Consider the following 13,245-nt stretch of genomic DNA (forward strand, 5'->3'; position numbering starts at 1 on the left):
TGATACCTGACATTAGTTTAAGATTCTAGCAAAATCCGGTCTTTACGCAAGCATTTTTTCTAAAACCCTGGCTACCCTTAGGATTAAGTCTTCGCGATCGGGAGCGGCGATGATTTGTAAACCTAAAGGTAGCCTGGATGAACGTTTAATCGGCAAAGAAAGGGCAGGTAAACCGATAAAAGAAAAAGGTTGGGTGAATCTGCCTAAATTAGATCTAATTAATAGCTCTTGCCCGTCAATAATCATTTTTTCTACTCCTAACGGCGGCGCAATACAGGGAATCGTCGGGGTGAGGATAATATCGACTTCGGTGAAAATCTCTCGCAGACGATCGCGATACCAACGGCGAAAACGTTGAGCCTGTAAATACCAGCTAGAGGGAATTAATGCCCCTGCCAAGAAGCGATCCCGGGTTGCGGGGTCAAAATCCTCTAATCTGGTCTGTAAACGCGGTAAATGCCAATTTGCCCCCTCAGAAGCGGTAATTATATAGGCGGCTGCTCTGGCGCGGGTGGTTTCGGGAATGGTGATTTTTTGGCTCACTCCTAAACGTTCGGCGATCGCTGTCACCGCCTCGATTACTTCCGGTTCGGCTCCCTGCTGAAAATAATCGTCGGCAAGGGCTATTTTTACCCCCTCTAAGCCATTTAAAGGAGCTTTAAGGTTATTTTTGGCAAAAACACGCCAAATAGCGGCCATATCCGCCACATTGCCGCTAAAAAATCCCGGATGATCCAAACTACTAACGAACAAAAATAGGCCCTGACGGGATACGCGCCCAAAGGTGGGTTTTAGCCCCACCACGCCACAGCAAGCGGCGGGAACCCTCACCGAACCATTAGTATCGGAACCGAGGGCGAGAGGCACTAAATTAGCGGCAACGGCAGCGGCGGAACCGCCGGAGGCTCCCCCCGAGACGCGACTAGGATCGAGGGGGTTGGCAGTGGCTCCATAATGGGCATTTTCGGTGACAAAACCGTAGGCGTACTCATCCATATTGGTCGCCCCCACCAAAACTGCCCCAGCCGCTTCTAGGGTTTGAATAGCGATCGCATCTTGTCTGGCGGCAGGGTGATCTCGATTGATTTTGGAGCCGGCAAGGGTGACAATACCCTTGATATCAAAGAGATTTTTGACGGCGAAGGGGACTCCTGCTAAGACACCGACGGGTTCCCCATTGGCGATCGCTTGATCGATTTTTTGGGCTTGAGCGAGCGCTCTAGGGTGTAAAATGTCGGTAAAGCAATTTAAATGGGTATTTTTTGCCTCTATCTCCGCCAAAGTCTGGCTAATAACTTCTAAGGCTCTAGTTTGACGATTTTGGATCGATCGAGCTAAATTGCTCACAGAAATAGTCATGGTTCAAAGCTGAGGGCGCTTTCCCCGTCATCCTCTAAGGGAAATTCTGTCACTAAACTGGCGATTTCTTGCAAGCGTTGCCAGTTTTCAACCACAGAATTTAAATAGCGATCGGGAATGGCTAAATCTAGGATTTTCGCCATGATTATAACGTATTCTTCGGAATTATTCATAGATTTCATTCTGGCTGGGGTGAAGGAGATCAAGATTTGCTTGAAAGCAGCGCTCAGGAATAAAATCGACACCTAGTTAAGCTGTGAAAATTGCTAGGATATAAGAGAAAATGTCCTGTAAATACAATAGCTATCCCTAGGGAGTAAGTATAACTTAAATTTGTTCTTGACCACCGACTCCCTAGGATCATAACCTGAGATAGGATACTAGAACTGTATATTGAGATATTTTCCCCTCCTTCACCTCCAGATTAAATTAAACTTATATCTGACCAAAAACAAGAGGTAATAAGTCTCCCCTTTCAAGAGAATGAAAATTAAAAGCTACTGAAGACTACTGGTAGTCACTGATACCTGATACCTGATACCTGATACCTGATAACTGAAATGACCATCTTACAAGACGAAAAACTGCTCTTTACTCCCGCAATCCCCCACAGTGATGCCATTAAAACTATTTTTGCTTTTCCTAATCAGTATTCCGTGGGTATAACCAGTTTAGGTTATCAAATTGTTTGGGCAACTTTAGCCCTGCGATCAGATATACAAGTTAGTCGTTTATTTACGGATTTTCAAGAATCTTTACCCCGCTATCCCGAATTAGTTGGCTTTTCCTTTTCTTGGGAATTAGACTATGTTAATATCCTCTCGCTGTTAGAATCTTTAGAAATTCCCTGTCACAGTCATCAACGGCAAGATCGGCAGGCGATAATTTTTGGAGGGGGACCAGTTTTAACCGCTAATCCCGAACCTTTTGCCGCTTTTTTTGATGTAATTTTATTGGGAGATGGTGAAAATTTAATTGCTGATTTTATTAATGCCTATCAAGAGGTGAGAAACGCTGATCGCCCGACAAAACTCCGTCATTTGTCCCAGGTTCCAGGGGTGTATGTTCCTAGTTTATATACCGTTAATTATGATAGTCCTGATGGCGAAATTACGGCAATTCTACCCATAGATAATAATGTTCCCGCTTTTGTTAGTAAACAAACCTATCGCAGTAATACCCTTTCAGCTTCTACGGTGGTGACAAAACAAGCGGCATGGGAGAATATTTATATGGTAGAGGTGGTGCGAAGTTGTCCAGAAATGTGCCGTTTTTGTTTAGCTAGTTATCTAACTTTACCCTTTCGTACTGCTAGTTTAGAATCCCTGATTCCCGCCATTGAAAAAGGTTTAAAAGTGACCGATCGCTTGGGTTTATTAGGTGCTTCCGTCAGCCAGCATCCCGAATTTGAAACCTTACTTGATTATCTTTTTCAACCAAAATTTGAGGGAGTTAGACTCTCGATCGCTTCAGTTAGAACTAATACCGTCACAGAAAAATTAGCTAGAATTTTATCCCTAAGAGACAGCAAATCAATTACTATTGCCGTAGAAAGTGGTTCTGATCGCTTGCGGGAAATTATCAACAAAAAGTTAGCCAATGATGAAATTATCCAAGCTGCCATTAATGCTAAAGCGGGCGGTTTAAAAGGGATAAAACTCTATGGTATGGTGGGAATACCGGGAGAAGAAACCGAAGATATAGCGGCGACTATGGAAATGTTAATAGCCTTAAAAAAAGCCGCCTCTGGACTGCGAATTTCTTTCGGTTGCAGCACCTTTGTGCCTAAATCTCATACTCCTTTTCAGTGGTTTGGAGTTAATAAAATGGCCGAAAAAAGATTAAAATATCTAGAGAAACAATTAGGTAAACAGGGCATAGAATTTCGTCCAGAAAGTTATAATTGGTCGGTGATTCAAGCCCTATTGTCTAGAGGAGATCGCCGCTTAACTTCCCTGTTAGAATTAACCCGTGGCTACGGTGATTCTTTAGGCAGTTATAAACGGGCTTTTAAGGAACTAAAAGGACAAATTCCCCCTCTAGATTATTATGTTCATCAACAATGGCGTTTAGAACAGGTTTTACCCTGGAGTCATTTACACGGTCCTTTATCCTCAAATGTTTTAATAAAACATTTAGAAGATTCCCAAACAAAAAGGTAAAGTATCGCTAATAAGCTAAGACGCATTTAAACAATGTCTTGACTATCAAACCCCAAATGAGGTATTCTATCAAGGTAGGCTGGGTATTGGTGCCATTCAGACTTGAATTAGCCCTATTAAAAACAAAAAAGAGCCACTTTTATTAACTATAAATCTCGATTAAACCATTAATTTAATCTTAGTTGATCAGCCCATGAGCCAGAAAAATGAGACCGTTACCCTGCTTTTAGCCCTGCTGATTACCCTAGTATTTTTTGGGGCTGGTGGTTGGTGGTTATACAATCGTTTTCAAGGAAAAAATAACCCAACCAATCTTTCCGAAATCGAGAAAATATCACCCGGGCAAAAATCGGTATCGGCACAAGCAAGATTTAGTCAAGGGGAAAACTTATTAATAGTTGAAGGGGCTTCTTCTGACAAACAAGCCGCCATACAGGCACTCGGAAAAGGAGACTTTCAGCAAGCAGTTTACCTCCTAGAAAAATCCCTGCAAACTAATCAAAATGATCCGGAAGCTCTCATCTACTTAAATAACGCTCGTATTGGTGAAGCTAAGTCCTATAGTATCGCCGTTTCCGTGCCAATTGGTAGCAATGTCAATACCGCCCTAGAAGTTTTACGAGGAGTTGCCCAATCTCAAAATCAAATCAATCAAGCTGGGGGAATTAATGGCACTCCTTTAAAAGTTCTCATTGCTGATGATGCTGATAATCCCGAAATTGCCGCTCAAATTGCCCAAAAATTAACGGCTGATAACAGCATTTTAGGAGTAGTAGGACACACTAGCAGTGACACATCTTTAGCGGCGGCGGCTATCTATCAAAAAGCGGGATTAGTAATGATTTCCCCCATCAGTACCTCAGTTAAACTCTCCAATTTTGGTGACTATATCTTTCGTTCTGTTCCCAGTGATTTTGTGGCAGCACGAGCATTAGCTGAATCTAGCTTGCAAAAAATTCCTAACGTCAAAGCAGTGGTATTTTTTAACTCCCAAAGTAATTATAGTCAATCCCTAAAATCTGAATTTACGACCGCTTTAGGATTAGGAGGAGGTCAAGTGGTGAGTGAATTTGATCTATCTTCCCTCACTTTTACCCCTTCTAAAAGCCTCCAACAAGCTCAACAGGAGGGAGCAAATCTAATCGCCCTTCTTGGGGATAGTGGTACCCTAGATAAGGCTTTACAGGTGGTTCAGATCAATGGCCAAAAATTACCGATTGTGGCGGGTGATGACGTTTATAGCCCCAAAACTCTGGATGTAGGCGGAAAAAATGCCCTGGGCATGATTGTCGCTGTCGCTTGGCATTTGGCGGCTAATCCGAATAGTCCTTTTGTGAATAATTCCCGCCAATTGTGGCAAGGAGACGTAAATTGGCGCACCGCCACCGCCTATGACGCTGCTCAGGCTTTAATCGCCGGAATTAAGGCAGAATCTAGCCGAGAGGGAGTTCAACAGGCGTTAAGAAGCAGTGATTTTTCTGTACCCGGGGCGACTAATCCCGTGCGATTTTTACCATCTGGCGATCGCAATCAATCCGTGCAATTAGTGGTAGTTAAACCCGGTTCTCGTTCTAGTTTTGGGGTAGATTTTGTGCCAATTTCTCGATAAAATGACAACTAAATCAAGATGACTTATATGTTAGAAACTCCCCCCAAATATTCAGTTCTCGGTTTACCGGTTCATCTTCTCGATAACTACAGTCGTTGGTTAATAGATCGCGCCTATCAAGGTTTTGGTTCCCACGTTGTCACTCTTAATGCAGAAATGGCAATGTTAGGGGAAAATGATGCCAAAGTAGCCCAAGTTATTCGAGAAGCAGATTTAGTTATTCCCGACGGTGCTGGGATTGTTATTTACTTAAAATTAAGGGGCAAAAAACAAACCCGCTGCCCCGGTATTGAATTATCAGAATCCTTAATTACTGAGTTAGGAATGCAGGGAGAAAGTTCTCCTATTGCTTTTTTTGGGGGTAAACCGGGGATTACGGAAAAAGCGGCAAGTAATTGGCAAAAAAAGATACCTAATATCCGTATTCTGGCTAACCACGGTTATCTATCCTCCCAGGAAATGTCCGATTGGATTGAGGTGTTAAAAGATCAACAACCTCGGTTAATTTTAGTTGGTTTGGGAGTACCCCGACAAGAATATTGGATTAGGGAACATCGCCATCTCTGTCCCCAAGCTATCTGGGTAGGTGTGGGGGGCAGTTTTGATATCTGGTCTGGGACAAAAATCCGCGCCCCTCGCTTTTTCTGTGACAATAATTTAGAGTGGTTGTATCGACTCTATCAGGAACCTTGGCGCTGGAAAAGAATGTTAGCTTTACCTAAATTTTTCTGGCGCTCTCTTTTTTATTCCTAGTAATAAGTACCTAAGCAAAATTAATTACACATATCTAACCACCTCTTGCCTCTTGCCTCTTGCCTTTTGCCTATCTTCACCAGGAAATTTATTTTGCACGACTACTTAGTTATTATAAATTCTTTTCGATAAAGGCAATCACTCGCTCTAATCCTTCCCGTGTTTTTAAGTTGGTGAAGATAAAGGGTTTATCTCCGCGCATCTTTTTGGCATCTCTATCCATCACTCCTAAATCTGCCCCCACCATCGGGGCTAAATCTATTTTATTAATTACCAATAAATCCGATTTGGTGATACCAGGTCCACCCTTGCGAGGGATTTTATCTCCGGCTGCCACGTCAATCACATAGATGGTTAAATCTACTAATTCCGGGCTAAAGGTTGCCGCTAAATTGTCGCCGCCACTTTCCAGAAAAATTAACTTTAAGTTAGCAAATTTTCTCTCTAACTGTTCAATGGCAACTAAGTTAATTGAGGCATCCTCGCGAATAGCTGTATGGGGACATCCTCCCGTTTCTACTCCTAAAATTCTTTCCGGGGCTAAAGCTTGTGATCGCACTAAAAATTGGGCATCTTCTTGAGTATAAATGTCATTGGTGACTACGGCGATCGGATATTGATCCCGCAAATTTTTACACAGAGCATCGAGCAGGGCTGTTTTTCCTGAACCCACCGGACCGGCAATTCCCACGCGCAAGCAAGACATAGTTTTTTCGGGAAAAAGTGAAAAGGAACGGGTTAAAAATTTTGGGGCTATCCGATAGAAAAAAGAGGGGTTCGCAGGGCGACACGGATTCCCATTATAATAAAAGGTTAACACAAATCTGAGAATTTGTCAAGCCCTTTTGTCAATAAATTTGGGAAAATTATCAGCCAAAAGATCACCAAAAGTCAGTGATTTGGTAGCCAAAATCCGTTAACATCTGCCTAAATAGGGGTAAACTTAAACCGATAACATTACTGTGACATCCCTCTAATCTTTCTACGAATAAACCCCCCTTTCCTTCTAGGGCAAAACAGCCGGCGCATTTGAGGGCTTCTTCGGTGTCAACATAGGCAATAATTGTTTGATCGTTGATATTGGCAAAGTGAACTTTAGTGATCCCACAACGAGTCAAGGTTTGATGATTAACTCGATCAATTAAAGCATGACCTGTATAGAGTGTACCCACCTGACCACGCATTTTTTGCCAACGCTCGATCGCTTCTGATTTATCCTTGGGTTTGCCATAGACTTCCCCCGCTACTTCTAAGACGGAATCACAACCAAGAATTAATCCTGTATCAAATTGGGGGGCGATCGTTTGCGCTTTACATTGGGCTAAAGTTTGGACAAGATGGAGAGTATCATCAGCATTAATTGTCGATTCATCAAAGTTACTCACCCGCACAATCGGATCAATTCCGATCATTTGTAATAGTTTTTTACGCGCAGGAGAAGCGGAAGCAAGAATCAAGGGAATGGACATAAGTTTTAAAGGAAAAAGTCAAAAGTATAAAAGTTAGGTAGGGTGGGTTAGGCAATGACAAATTATTAGATTTAATTATCAATTTATCTATTTGCCGTAACCCACCATCAGTTATCAAATTTTTAGCTATTTCTGCTAGGAATTGGCAGTATTTTCGGGGGTAAAATAACGATCTAAAATCTCAAACATACGGGATTGTCTTTCTTCAATTTTGTCAAATCGATTGTAAAAATATGACTGAACCTCATAAAAATCTGACCTCGATCGAGTTAATTGTCCTAACATTTGATAAAGTCCCCGTCTGTCTTTTTCCCATTCTTTTTTAGACTGAGCAAGACTATTAGTTAACGCTTCGATCAATTTGACGTTAGAATTAGCGATCGCTCTAGTTTCTTTTAATCCCTGATTGGTTTCCTGTAATCCTAATTTAATCTCCTGTAATCCTAATCTAATCTCCTGTAGTCCTGATTTAATTTCCCGTAGTTCTGTTAGGGTATTTTCAGCAAGAGATTCGAGTCTATCTAGTCTATTTTCTTCCGAGTTACTCATATTCAGTTATCAGTTATCAGTTACCAGTTATCAGTTATCAGTTATCAGTTATCAGTTACCAGTTATCAGTTACCAGTTATCAGTTATCAGTTACCACACTCCACTTCCCCACCGATTACTGATCACTGATTACTGTTCACTTTTTTAGGATTCGGTCGTCAGGAGATTACTTTTATTTATTATATTTCCCCTATTGCCTGTTGCCAGTTGCCTATTTCCCTAACTAACCGAGAAAGAATCAACGATAGTTTCAAAGAGTTCTTGAATTTGAGTCCAACGTTTTTGGGAAGTGGAAAGATTAAAAGAATAGAGTTTATTATTATTAACCGTGACGCTGGCCAGATTATGACGTTCTTGGCCGTTGGGTAATTTAACTTGATATTCGAGGATATAATAATCTTTGCCGTCGATTTGATGGGATTCTGAGCGAATTAATTCTACTTCCTTATCAAGATTGGGGTTAAGACTGTTATTTTTTAGGAGACGATAGCCCACTTCCGAGGGTGTCCCTAAATCTGTTAAAGTTTTATTGTCGGGGACGGGGTTAATAATAACGCTTAAATTTTCGCTCGTTTCGATCAAGTCATGAAAAACCACATCTACTCCCGCAACTTTTTTCACATCCACCTGCGTCCAACCCTTAGGATATAAAAATTGATAGCCTTGGCTGCCACTGGTGTATCCTTGCAGTCCAGCGATGGGAGTTGCACAAGCGGTGAAGAGGAGGGTGGTGATTAGGAGGAAAGTCGCCAAAAGAGATTTAATCATGATATTTTGACCTGTAAGTAGGGCTGTTTAATTTTACCTTGAATTGTTTAGGTGAACGGATTATGAAAATTAAGAAAAAATTGACAATTATTATGGCTATAGCGACTTTTTTACTGACTATCTCTCCCCTAAGCGCTCAAACTACCGCTAACCCCGTGAAGGCTGTAGAATTTTATAATCGGGGGGTGGATCGTTTAACCGCAGGGGATTACTCAGGGGCGATCGCAGATTTTACTCAAGCTCTACAATTAGAACCGAAGGATGCCGATGCTTACTATAATCGCGGCTATGCGGAATTAGTTCTCGGCCAGTACGAGCGAGCGATCGCAGATTATACCCAGGCCTTGACAATCAACTCTAATTATGTTAACGCTCTCGGTAATCGTTGTTATGCCTATTATCTGACGAAAAAATACGAGGCAGCCGTGGAGGATTGCACAAAAGCGATCGCTTTAAACGGAAATTTTGCTGATTTCTTCATTTATCGCGGTAATGCTAAGGATGACTTAGGCAAACACCTAGAAGCGATCGAGGATTACACAAAAGCTTTGAGTTTACAGGGAACCAGAGGACAGGATCGCATTTTCTATAATCGCGCCTTGGCCTATAACCGAGCCGGACAGCAGGAAATGGCTTTAAGGGACTACAATGAGAGTCTGAAAATCAATGCTAATTTTGCCGAAGCCTACCACAATCGGGGTTTGACCTATTATAAATTGGGAAACAGGGAAAAAGCGATCGCTGATTTAGAGGCAGCAACTCGTCTAGCGTTATCTCAGGGTAAACAGGGGACTGCGGCTAAGTCTCAGTCAGCAGTGGCATTAATTCAGGGTCAAAAGCCCTAAAACAGGGAGTAGTTGTGATTTTAGCACTAAAGAGGAGTAAAAAGGGCTAAATCGCAACTACGAGGGACTAAATTTTAGCCAGCTTGAGATGCGTAAAAAGCGACGGCTAACAGTCCACCCACAAGTGTGATCGCAGCAACACCCCAGAAAATATAATTACGTTGTTCCGATTTAGTCGGGGGATCCGCTTGATAAACTTTCGGTTCGGCGGCGAAATTATTTAAGCGTCCACCTTCTTCATTTGTATAAGGCATAATCAAAACCTCGAATATGACAATTTTTCAGGAAAAAAATCCTCTTATTACAATAGTACAACATATTAGTAACCGAGTCGGGGATGTGGGAAATTCCCACGGGGATAACAATTCTTAGTCTTGGGGTAACTGCCGGACTCTGCTACTTTTATTGGCGATCGCATTTCCAATGATTGAAACTGCGAAAACAACTTAAAAAAGGCTAATCACAACTAGAAAAAACTATAATTGAATTGTCCCAACATCTAGCATAGTATAGCCAAGAATTACAGCAAGCAGTAGCTAAAACTAATCCAACTCAACAGATAGAAAACGAATTTTTAGGGAAAATTACGGCGGAATTTCGCGACCCTCTGGCGATGAATGTTATTAGAGCGAGTTTCTCTGGACAGCCTAGCAGAAATTCGCCCCAGACATCTCTGGTTTTATTTTCCCTAAAATGGTGGTAAATAACCCATGGCATTTTTGACTCGATCGAGAGTTTGATTGGCCACCGCTTCTGCTTTGAGACGACCTTGCCGCAAAACTGTGGCTAAATAATCTTTATCCTCTCTAATTTCGGCGTATTTTTCCTGAATAGGTTTCAGAGATTCTATGGTAACTTCTGTTAACATCGGTTTAAATTGTCCCCAACCTAAATCGGCACATTCTCCCGCGACCACCTCTTGACTTTTTCCCGATAAAATGCTATAGAGAGTTAATAAATTATGGCATTCGGGACGCTCCGGATCATCGAAAGTTAAACCCTTAACTAGATCGGTTTTACAGCGTTTAATTTTCTTAGCAATGACATCGGGACTATCGAGAATATTAATCCGACTCATCTCGGAAGGATCGGATTTAGACATTTTATTCCGGCCATCGGTTAAACTCATCACCCGCGCTCCTTCCTTGCGGATCATCGGATCGGGAAGTTTTAAAATTGGTTGTTTCGGTTGTCCAAAAAGATGATTAATTCTAACGGCTATATCGCGGGTTAATTCTAAATGTTGTTTTTGATCTTCTCCCACGGGTACTTTATCGGCATCGTAGAGTAAGATATCGGCAGCCATCAGCACGGGATAATCGAGTAAACCTGTGCCAACATTTTCCCCCTGTTTAATCGCTTTTTCTTTAAATTGAATCATATCGGTTAACCAATTTAAAGGGGTGATACAATTCAATAACCAAGTTAATTCTGTATGAGCTTTAACGTGGGATTGGACAAAGATAGTCGCATATTCTAAATCAATTCCGCAGGCTAAATATAAAGCGGCAATTGCTAAAGTATCCTCCGCAAGAGTGGCGGGATTATGGGGAACGGTGATCGCGTGTAAATCGACCACACAAAAGAAATTATCGTAGTCTTTTTGTCCCTCCACCCAATTGCGGATCGCACCGAGATAATTGCCTAAATGTAAATTGCCAGTTGGTTGTACACCAGATAAGATTCTTTGTTTACCCATAACTCATGCGATCGCTTTTTTCATGATTTTATTGTATCAGTTTTTGCGGCTAATTTCATCCTAAATCCAATTGGGAAAAATCATTCTCAGATAATAATCCCGCACTGACAGGGGAATACCTAAATAAATTGGTAGCCAATGGATAAAAGCAAAAATTATCAAAATTATCAGCGAGCGCGAGACATTTTTATAAATAGGAGTGGAACTTTCTAAACCATCGGCTAAGAGCCAAGCTAGGGCAATCCAAGTGAAGCTGTAGGCAGCCATATAATGATAGAGAAAGGTACAGCGACTAATTTTTAACCAGGGCAGCAGATTGGCAATATAGTTACAGATAAGATAGGCGGAAATTACTCGATCTTTTCGGTTAAATAACCGACTAAAAACCACTAGAATCGCTCCCGTAGAAAACCACCATAAAAACGGATTTCCCATAGCGTGAATATCATAAATTTTATCGCCTACTCTCTTAAAATAATAAGCCACAGGTCGCCCCATTACTAACCAACTATACCAGGGAGAACAATAGGGATGCACATCAGATTGATTACCTTTTATTCTCTGATGAAATGACCAAATTTCTTGATGTACTTGCCAAAAATTATATTGATGGTTGACGAGAAGATGCGGTATCCACAGCAAACTATAGGTAACGAGGGGAAAGACAATTAATGCGATAAAAATGTCCTCTAATCTCAGGTTAGTTGCCTTTGTCCAAAGATGATCTTTTGACTGCTCTTGATTCAATAATTTTATTAACCAAGCAACACCGATAAAAATAAATATTCCTAGTAAAAATCCTAAGCCATTCCATTTAATATTTGCCGCTAAACCGAAACAAACCCCCGATAATAATAGCCAATTGAGTTTCTGATTTTTCTGGAGTGCTAATAAAAAAAATAATTGTCCAGACAAACCGAATAAAATTAAGTAAATATTATTGAGAGCATAGCGGGATTCCACCAGAAATAATCCTTCTAAACTGGCGATAAAAGTTGTAATTAAAAATACAGTTTTTCTCTGGGTTAATTGATAGGCAATTGCGCCAATAATTAGGGGAATAAAAGAACCAGTCAAAGCATTTAACCAGCGATAACTAAAAGTTGAGCGCAGGGAACCTGTTAAATTATTAATGGTTTCAGGATCGGCAGGAAAATGGGAACCAATCCAGATACTAATAGCAATTAAATATTGACTTAACGGTGGGTGCGACTGGAAAAAATCTTTACCGATGAGATATTCATTGCCGTATTTAGCATAATAAACTTCATCGAAAACAAGAGTATTAAATTGACTGAGATTCCAGAATCTTATTGCCAGAGAAAATAAAAATATCGCTAGGATAGATAGGTTAAATTTTACTTGAGAATTCATGGAAAAATAATAGTTATTATAACTGGGAATTTTCTGTTAAACGCGAGCGAAATTCTTTGACGGCAAGACGGGGATTAGGATGGTTAACATATTCGGCTAATAATTCTAAATTTAAATCCGGTAATAAAGCACTTTTAGGGATTAAAATATATTCGCCATTCTCTTGCAAAGAATAGATTTTTAACTGATTATCTTGCCAAAACCAAACCTCTTGAGTTCCCAATCTTTGATAAACTTCTAAAACTTTCAGGCTGCCACTGGTTAAGATTATTTCTATCGCCAAATCAGGAAACTCTTTTTCTATAAATAAACAAAAACATTCATCTGGTTCTTTTCCCGCTTCTTTTTCCTGTTTTCGCAAAGTGGTGGAACCTAATCCCCAGAAATCAATTTCAGCATATTCTAAATAAACTTCTACCAATCTACCGATATTTTTTTTGCTAACTTCGTGACGACGACTAGGAGCCATAATTTCTACCATTCCATCTAAGTAAGTAATGCGATAACTGGAACGATCTTCTAAATGTTTTAAGAGGGTTTCGTACTGTTGCCAATTAACCCCAGAAATAAACATTCTTTGTTCAGGATCATTAGCTTTTAACTCGAAATCTTCTAATCCTTTTAACAGAATCGTAGTCATCATACAATTAATTACCTC

Annotated in this window: 14 protein-coding genes; 4 read left to right on the plus strand and 10 right to left on the minus strand. The window is 40.8% G+C overall.

What is annotated here, in order from left to right; translation table 11 throughout:
• Positions 1 to 42: 42 nt before the first annotated feature.
• Both N0824_RS02865 and N0824_RS02870 read right to left on the minus strand, forming a co-directional pair.
• The gene (locus N0824_RS02865; RefSeq protein WP_108935624.1) at positions 43 to 1,359 is read right to left on the minus strand and encodes an AtzE family amidohydrolase; all 1,317 of its coding nucleotides are present in this window, start codon (positions 1,357 to 1,359) and stop codon (positions 43 to 45) included.
• Positions 1,356 to 1,532 carry a DUF4089 domain-containing protein gene (locus N0824_RS02870; RefSeq protein WP_108935625.1) on the minus strand — a complete coding sequence of 59 codons (177 nt, stop codon included), beginning with the start codon at positions 1,530 to 1,532 and terminating at the stop codon, positions 1,356 to 1,358. The genes N0824_RS02865 and N0824_RS02870 overlap by 4 nt, the downstream gene beginning before the upstream one ends.
• A 387-nt stretch (positions 1,533 to 1,919) precedes the next feature.
• Between N0824_RS02870 and N0824_RS02875 the strand changes: the two genes are divergently transcribed.
• The 3 genes from N0824_RS02875 to N0824_RS02885 all read left to right on the plus strand — a co-directional run bounded on the left by N0824_RS02875 (position 1,920) and on the right by N0824_RS02885 (position 5,883).
• The gene (locus tag N0824_RS02875; RefSeq protein WP_108935626.1) at positions 1,920 to 3,521 is read left to right on the plus strand and encodes a radical SAM protein; all 1,602 of its coding nucleotides are present in this window, start codon (positions 1,920 to 1,922) and stop codon (positions 3,519 to 3,521) included.
• Between the two features lie 193 nt (positions 3,522 to 3,714).
• Complete coding sequence (locus N0824_RS02880; protein ID WP_108935627.1) at positions 3,715 to 5,130, plus strand: ABC transporter substrate-binding protein; 1,416 nt, start codon at positions 3,715 to 3,717, stop codon at positions 5,128 to 5,130.
• Positions 5,131 to 5,157: 27 nt separating this feature from the next.
• The gene (locus N0824_RS02885; RefSeq protein ID WP_108935628.1) at positions 5,158 to 5,883 is read left to right on the plus strand and encodes a WecB/TagA/CpsF family glycosyltransferase; all 726 of its coding nucleotides are present in this window, start codon (positions 5,158 to 5,160) and stop codon (positions 5,881 to 5,883) included.
• A 112-nt stretch (positions 5,884 to 5,995) separates the two neighbouring features.
• Here N0824_RS02885 and ureG read toward each other — a convergent pair whose 3' ends face one another.
• The 4 genes from ureG to psbP all read right to left on the minus strand — a co-directional run bounded on the left by ureG (position 5,996) and on the right by psbP (position 8,669).
• Positions 5,996 to 6,589 carry an urease accessory protein UreG gene (gene ureG / locus N0824_RS02890; RefSeq protein ID WP_002792251.1) on the minus strand — a complete coding sequence of 198 codons (594 nt, stop codon included), beginning with the start codon at positions 6,587 to 6,589 and terminating at the stop codon, positions 5,996 to 5,998.
• 175 nt (positions 6,590 to 6,764) lie between these two features.
• Entirely contained in the window at positions 6,765 to 7,352 is a 588-nt protein-coding gene (locus tag N0824_RS02895) for a nucleoside triphosphate pyrophosphatase (protein WP_108935629.1), read from the minus strand.
• Positions 7,353 to 7,487: 135 nt separating this feature from the next.
• On the minus strand, positions 7,488 to 7,901 hold the full coding sequence (locus N0824_RS02900; RefSeq protein WP_108935630.1) for a hypothetical protein: 414 nt from the start codon (positions 7,899 to 7,901) through the stop codon (positions 7,488 to 7,490).
• Positions 7,902 to 8,120: 219 nt separating this feature from the next.
• Complete coding sequence (psbP, locus tag N0824_RS02905) at positions 8,121 to 8,669, minus strand: photosystem II reaction center PsbP (RefSeq protein WP_108935631.1); 549 nt, start codon at positions 8,667 to 8,669, stop codon at positions 8,121 to 8,123.
• 62 nt (positions 8,670 to 8,731) lie between these two features.
• Here psbP and N0824_RS02910 point away from each other — a divergent pair, with 62 nt between their 5' ends.
• Positions 8,732 to 9,514, plus strand: a complete 783-nt coding sequence (locus tag N0824_RS02910; protein WP_108935632.1) for a tetratricopeptide repeat protein — start codon at positions 8,732 to 8,734, stop codon at positions 9,512 to 9,514.
• Between the two features lie 74 nt (positions 9,515 to 9,588).
• Here the strand turns inward: N0824_RS02910 and psb34 are convergent, their stop codons facing one another.
• The 4 genes from psb34 to N0824_RS02930 form a co-directional block, all read right to left on the minus strand.
• A complete protein-coding gene (gene psb34, locus N0824_RS02915; RefSeq protein WP_108935633.1) occupies positions 9,589 to 9,768 on the minus strand; it encodes a photosystem II assembly protein Psb34 in 180 nt (59 codons plus the stop codon).
• Between the two features lie 434 nt (positions 9,769 to 10,202).
• Positions 10,203 to 11,213: a tryptophan--tRNA ligase gene (gene trpS / locus N0824_RS02920; protein ID WP_108935634.1), complete on the minus strand. Its 1,011-nt coding sequence runs from the start codon at positions 11,211 to 11,213 to the stop codon at positions 10,203 to 10,205.
• A 60-nt stretch (positions 11,214 to 11,273) separates the two neighbouring features.
• Positions 11,274 to 12,587 (minus strand): dolichyl-phosphate-mannose--protein mannosyltransferase, encoded by a 1,314-nt coding sequence (locus N0824_RS02925; RefSeq protein WP_108935635.1) that lies wholly within the window; start codon positions 12,585 to 12,587, stop codon positions 11,274 to 11,276.
• 16 nt (positions 12,588 to 12,603) lie between these two features.
• Positions 12,604 to 13,230: a Uma2 family endonuclease gene (locus N0824_RS02930; RefSeq protein WP_108935636.1), complete on the minus strand. Its 627-nt coding sequence runs from the start codon at positions 13,228 to 13,230 to the stop codon at positions 12,604 to 12,606.
• Positions 13,231 to 13,245 lie beyond the last annotated feature (15 nt).

Source organism: Microcystis sp. 0824, from assembly GCF_003112475.1.
Classification (GTDB): Bacteria; Cyanobacteriota; Cyanobacteriia; order Cyanobacteriales; family Microcystaceae; genus Microcystis; species Microcystis aeruginosa_C.

Bases quoted from the DNA above. Each gene is read 5' to 3' on its own strand.
- N0824_RS02895 (WP_108935629.1), bottom strand. From the start codon at position 7,352: ATGTCCATTCCCTTGATTCTTGCTTCCGCTTCTCCTGCGCGTAAAAAA.
- ureG (WP_002792251.1), bottom strand. From the start codon at position 6,589: ATGTCTTGCTTGCGCGTGGGAATTGCCGGTCCGGTGGGTTCAGGAAAA.
- N0824_RS02880 (WP_108935627.1), top strand. From the start codon at position 3,715: ATGAGCCAGAAAAATGAGACCGTTACCCTGCTTTTAGCCCTGCTGATT.
- N0824_RS02875 (WP_108935626.1), top strand. From the start codon at position 1,920: ATGACCATCTTACAAGACGAAAAACTGCTCTTTACTCCCGCAATCCCC.
- N0824_RS02865 (WP_108935624.1), bottom strand. From the start codon at position 1,359: ATGACTATTTCTGTGAGCAATTTAGCTCGATCGATCCAAAATCGTCAA.
- N0824_RS02930 (WP_108935636.1), bottom strand. From the start codon at position 13,230: ATGATGACTACGATTCTGTTAAAAGGATTAGAAGATTTCGAGTTAAAA.
- N0824_RS02910 (WP_108935632.1), top strand. From the start codon at position 8,732: ATGAAAATTAAGAAAAAATTGACAATTATTATGGCTATAGCGACTTTT.
- psbP (WP_108935631.1), bottom strand. From the start codon at position 8,669: ATGATTAAATCTCTTTTGGCGACTTTCCTCCTAATCACCACCCTCCTC.
- trpS (WP_108935634.1), bottom strand. From the start codon at position 11,213: ATGGGTAAACAAAGAATCTTATCTGGTGTACAACCAACTGGCAATTTA.
- N0824_RS02870 (WP_108935625.1), bottom strand. From the start codon at position 1,532: ATGAATAATTCCGAAGAATACGTTATAATCATGGCGAAAATCCTAGAT.
- N0824_RS02900 (WP_108935630.1), bottom strand. From the start codon at position 7,901: ATGAGTAACTCGGAAGAAAATAGACTAGATAGACTCGAATCTCTTGCT.
- N0824_RS02925 (WP_108935635.1), bottom strand. From the start codon at position 12,587: ATGAATTCTCAAGTAAAATTTAACCTATCTATCCTAGCGATATTTTTA.
- N0824_RS02885 (WP_108935628.1), top strand. From the start codon at position 5,158: ATGTTAGAAACTCCCCCCAAATATTCAGTTCTCGGTTTACCGGTTCAT.
- psb34 (WP_108935633.1), bottom strand. From the start codon at position 9,768: ATGCCTTATACAAATGAAGAAGGTGGACGCTTAAATAATTTCGCCGCC.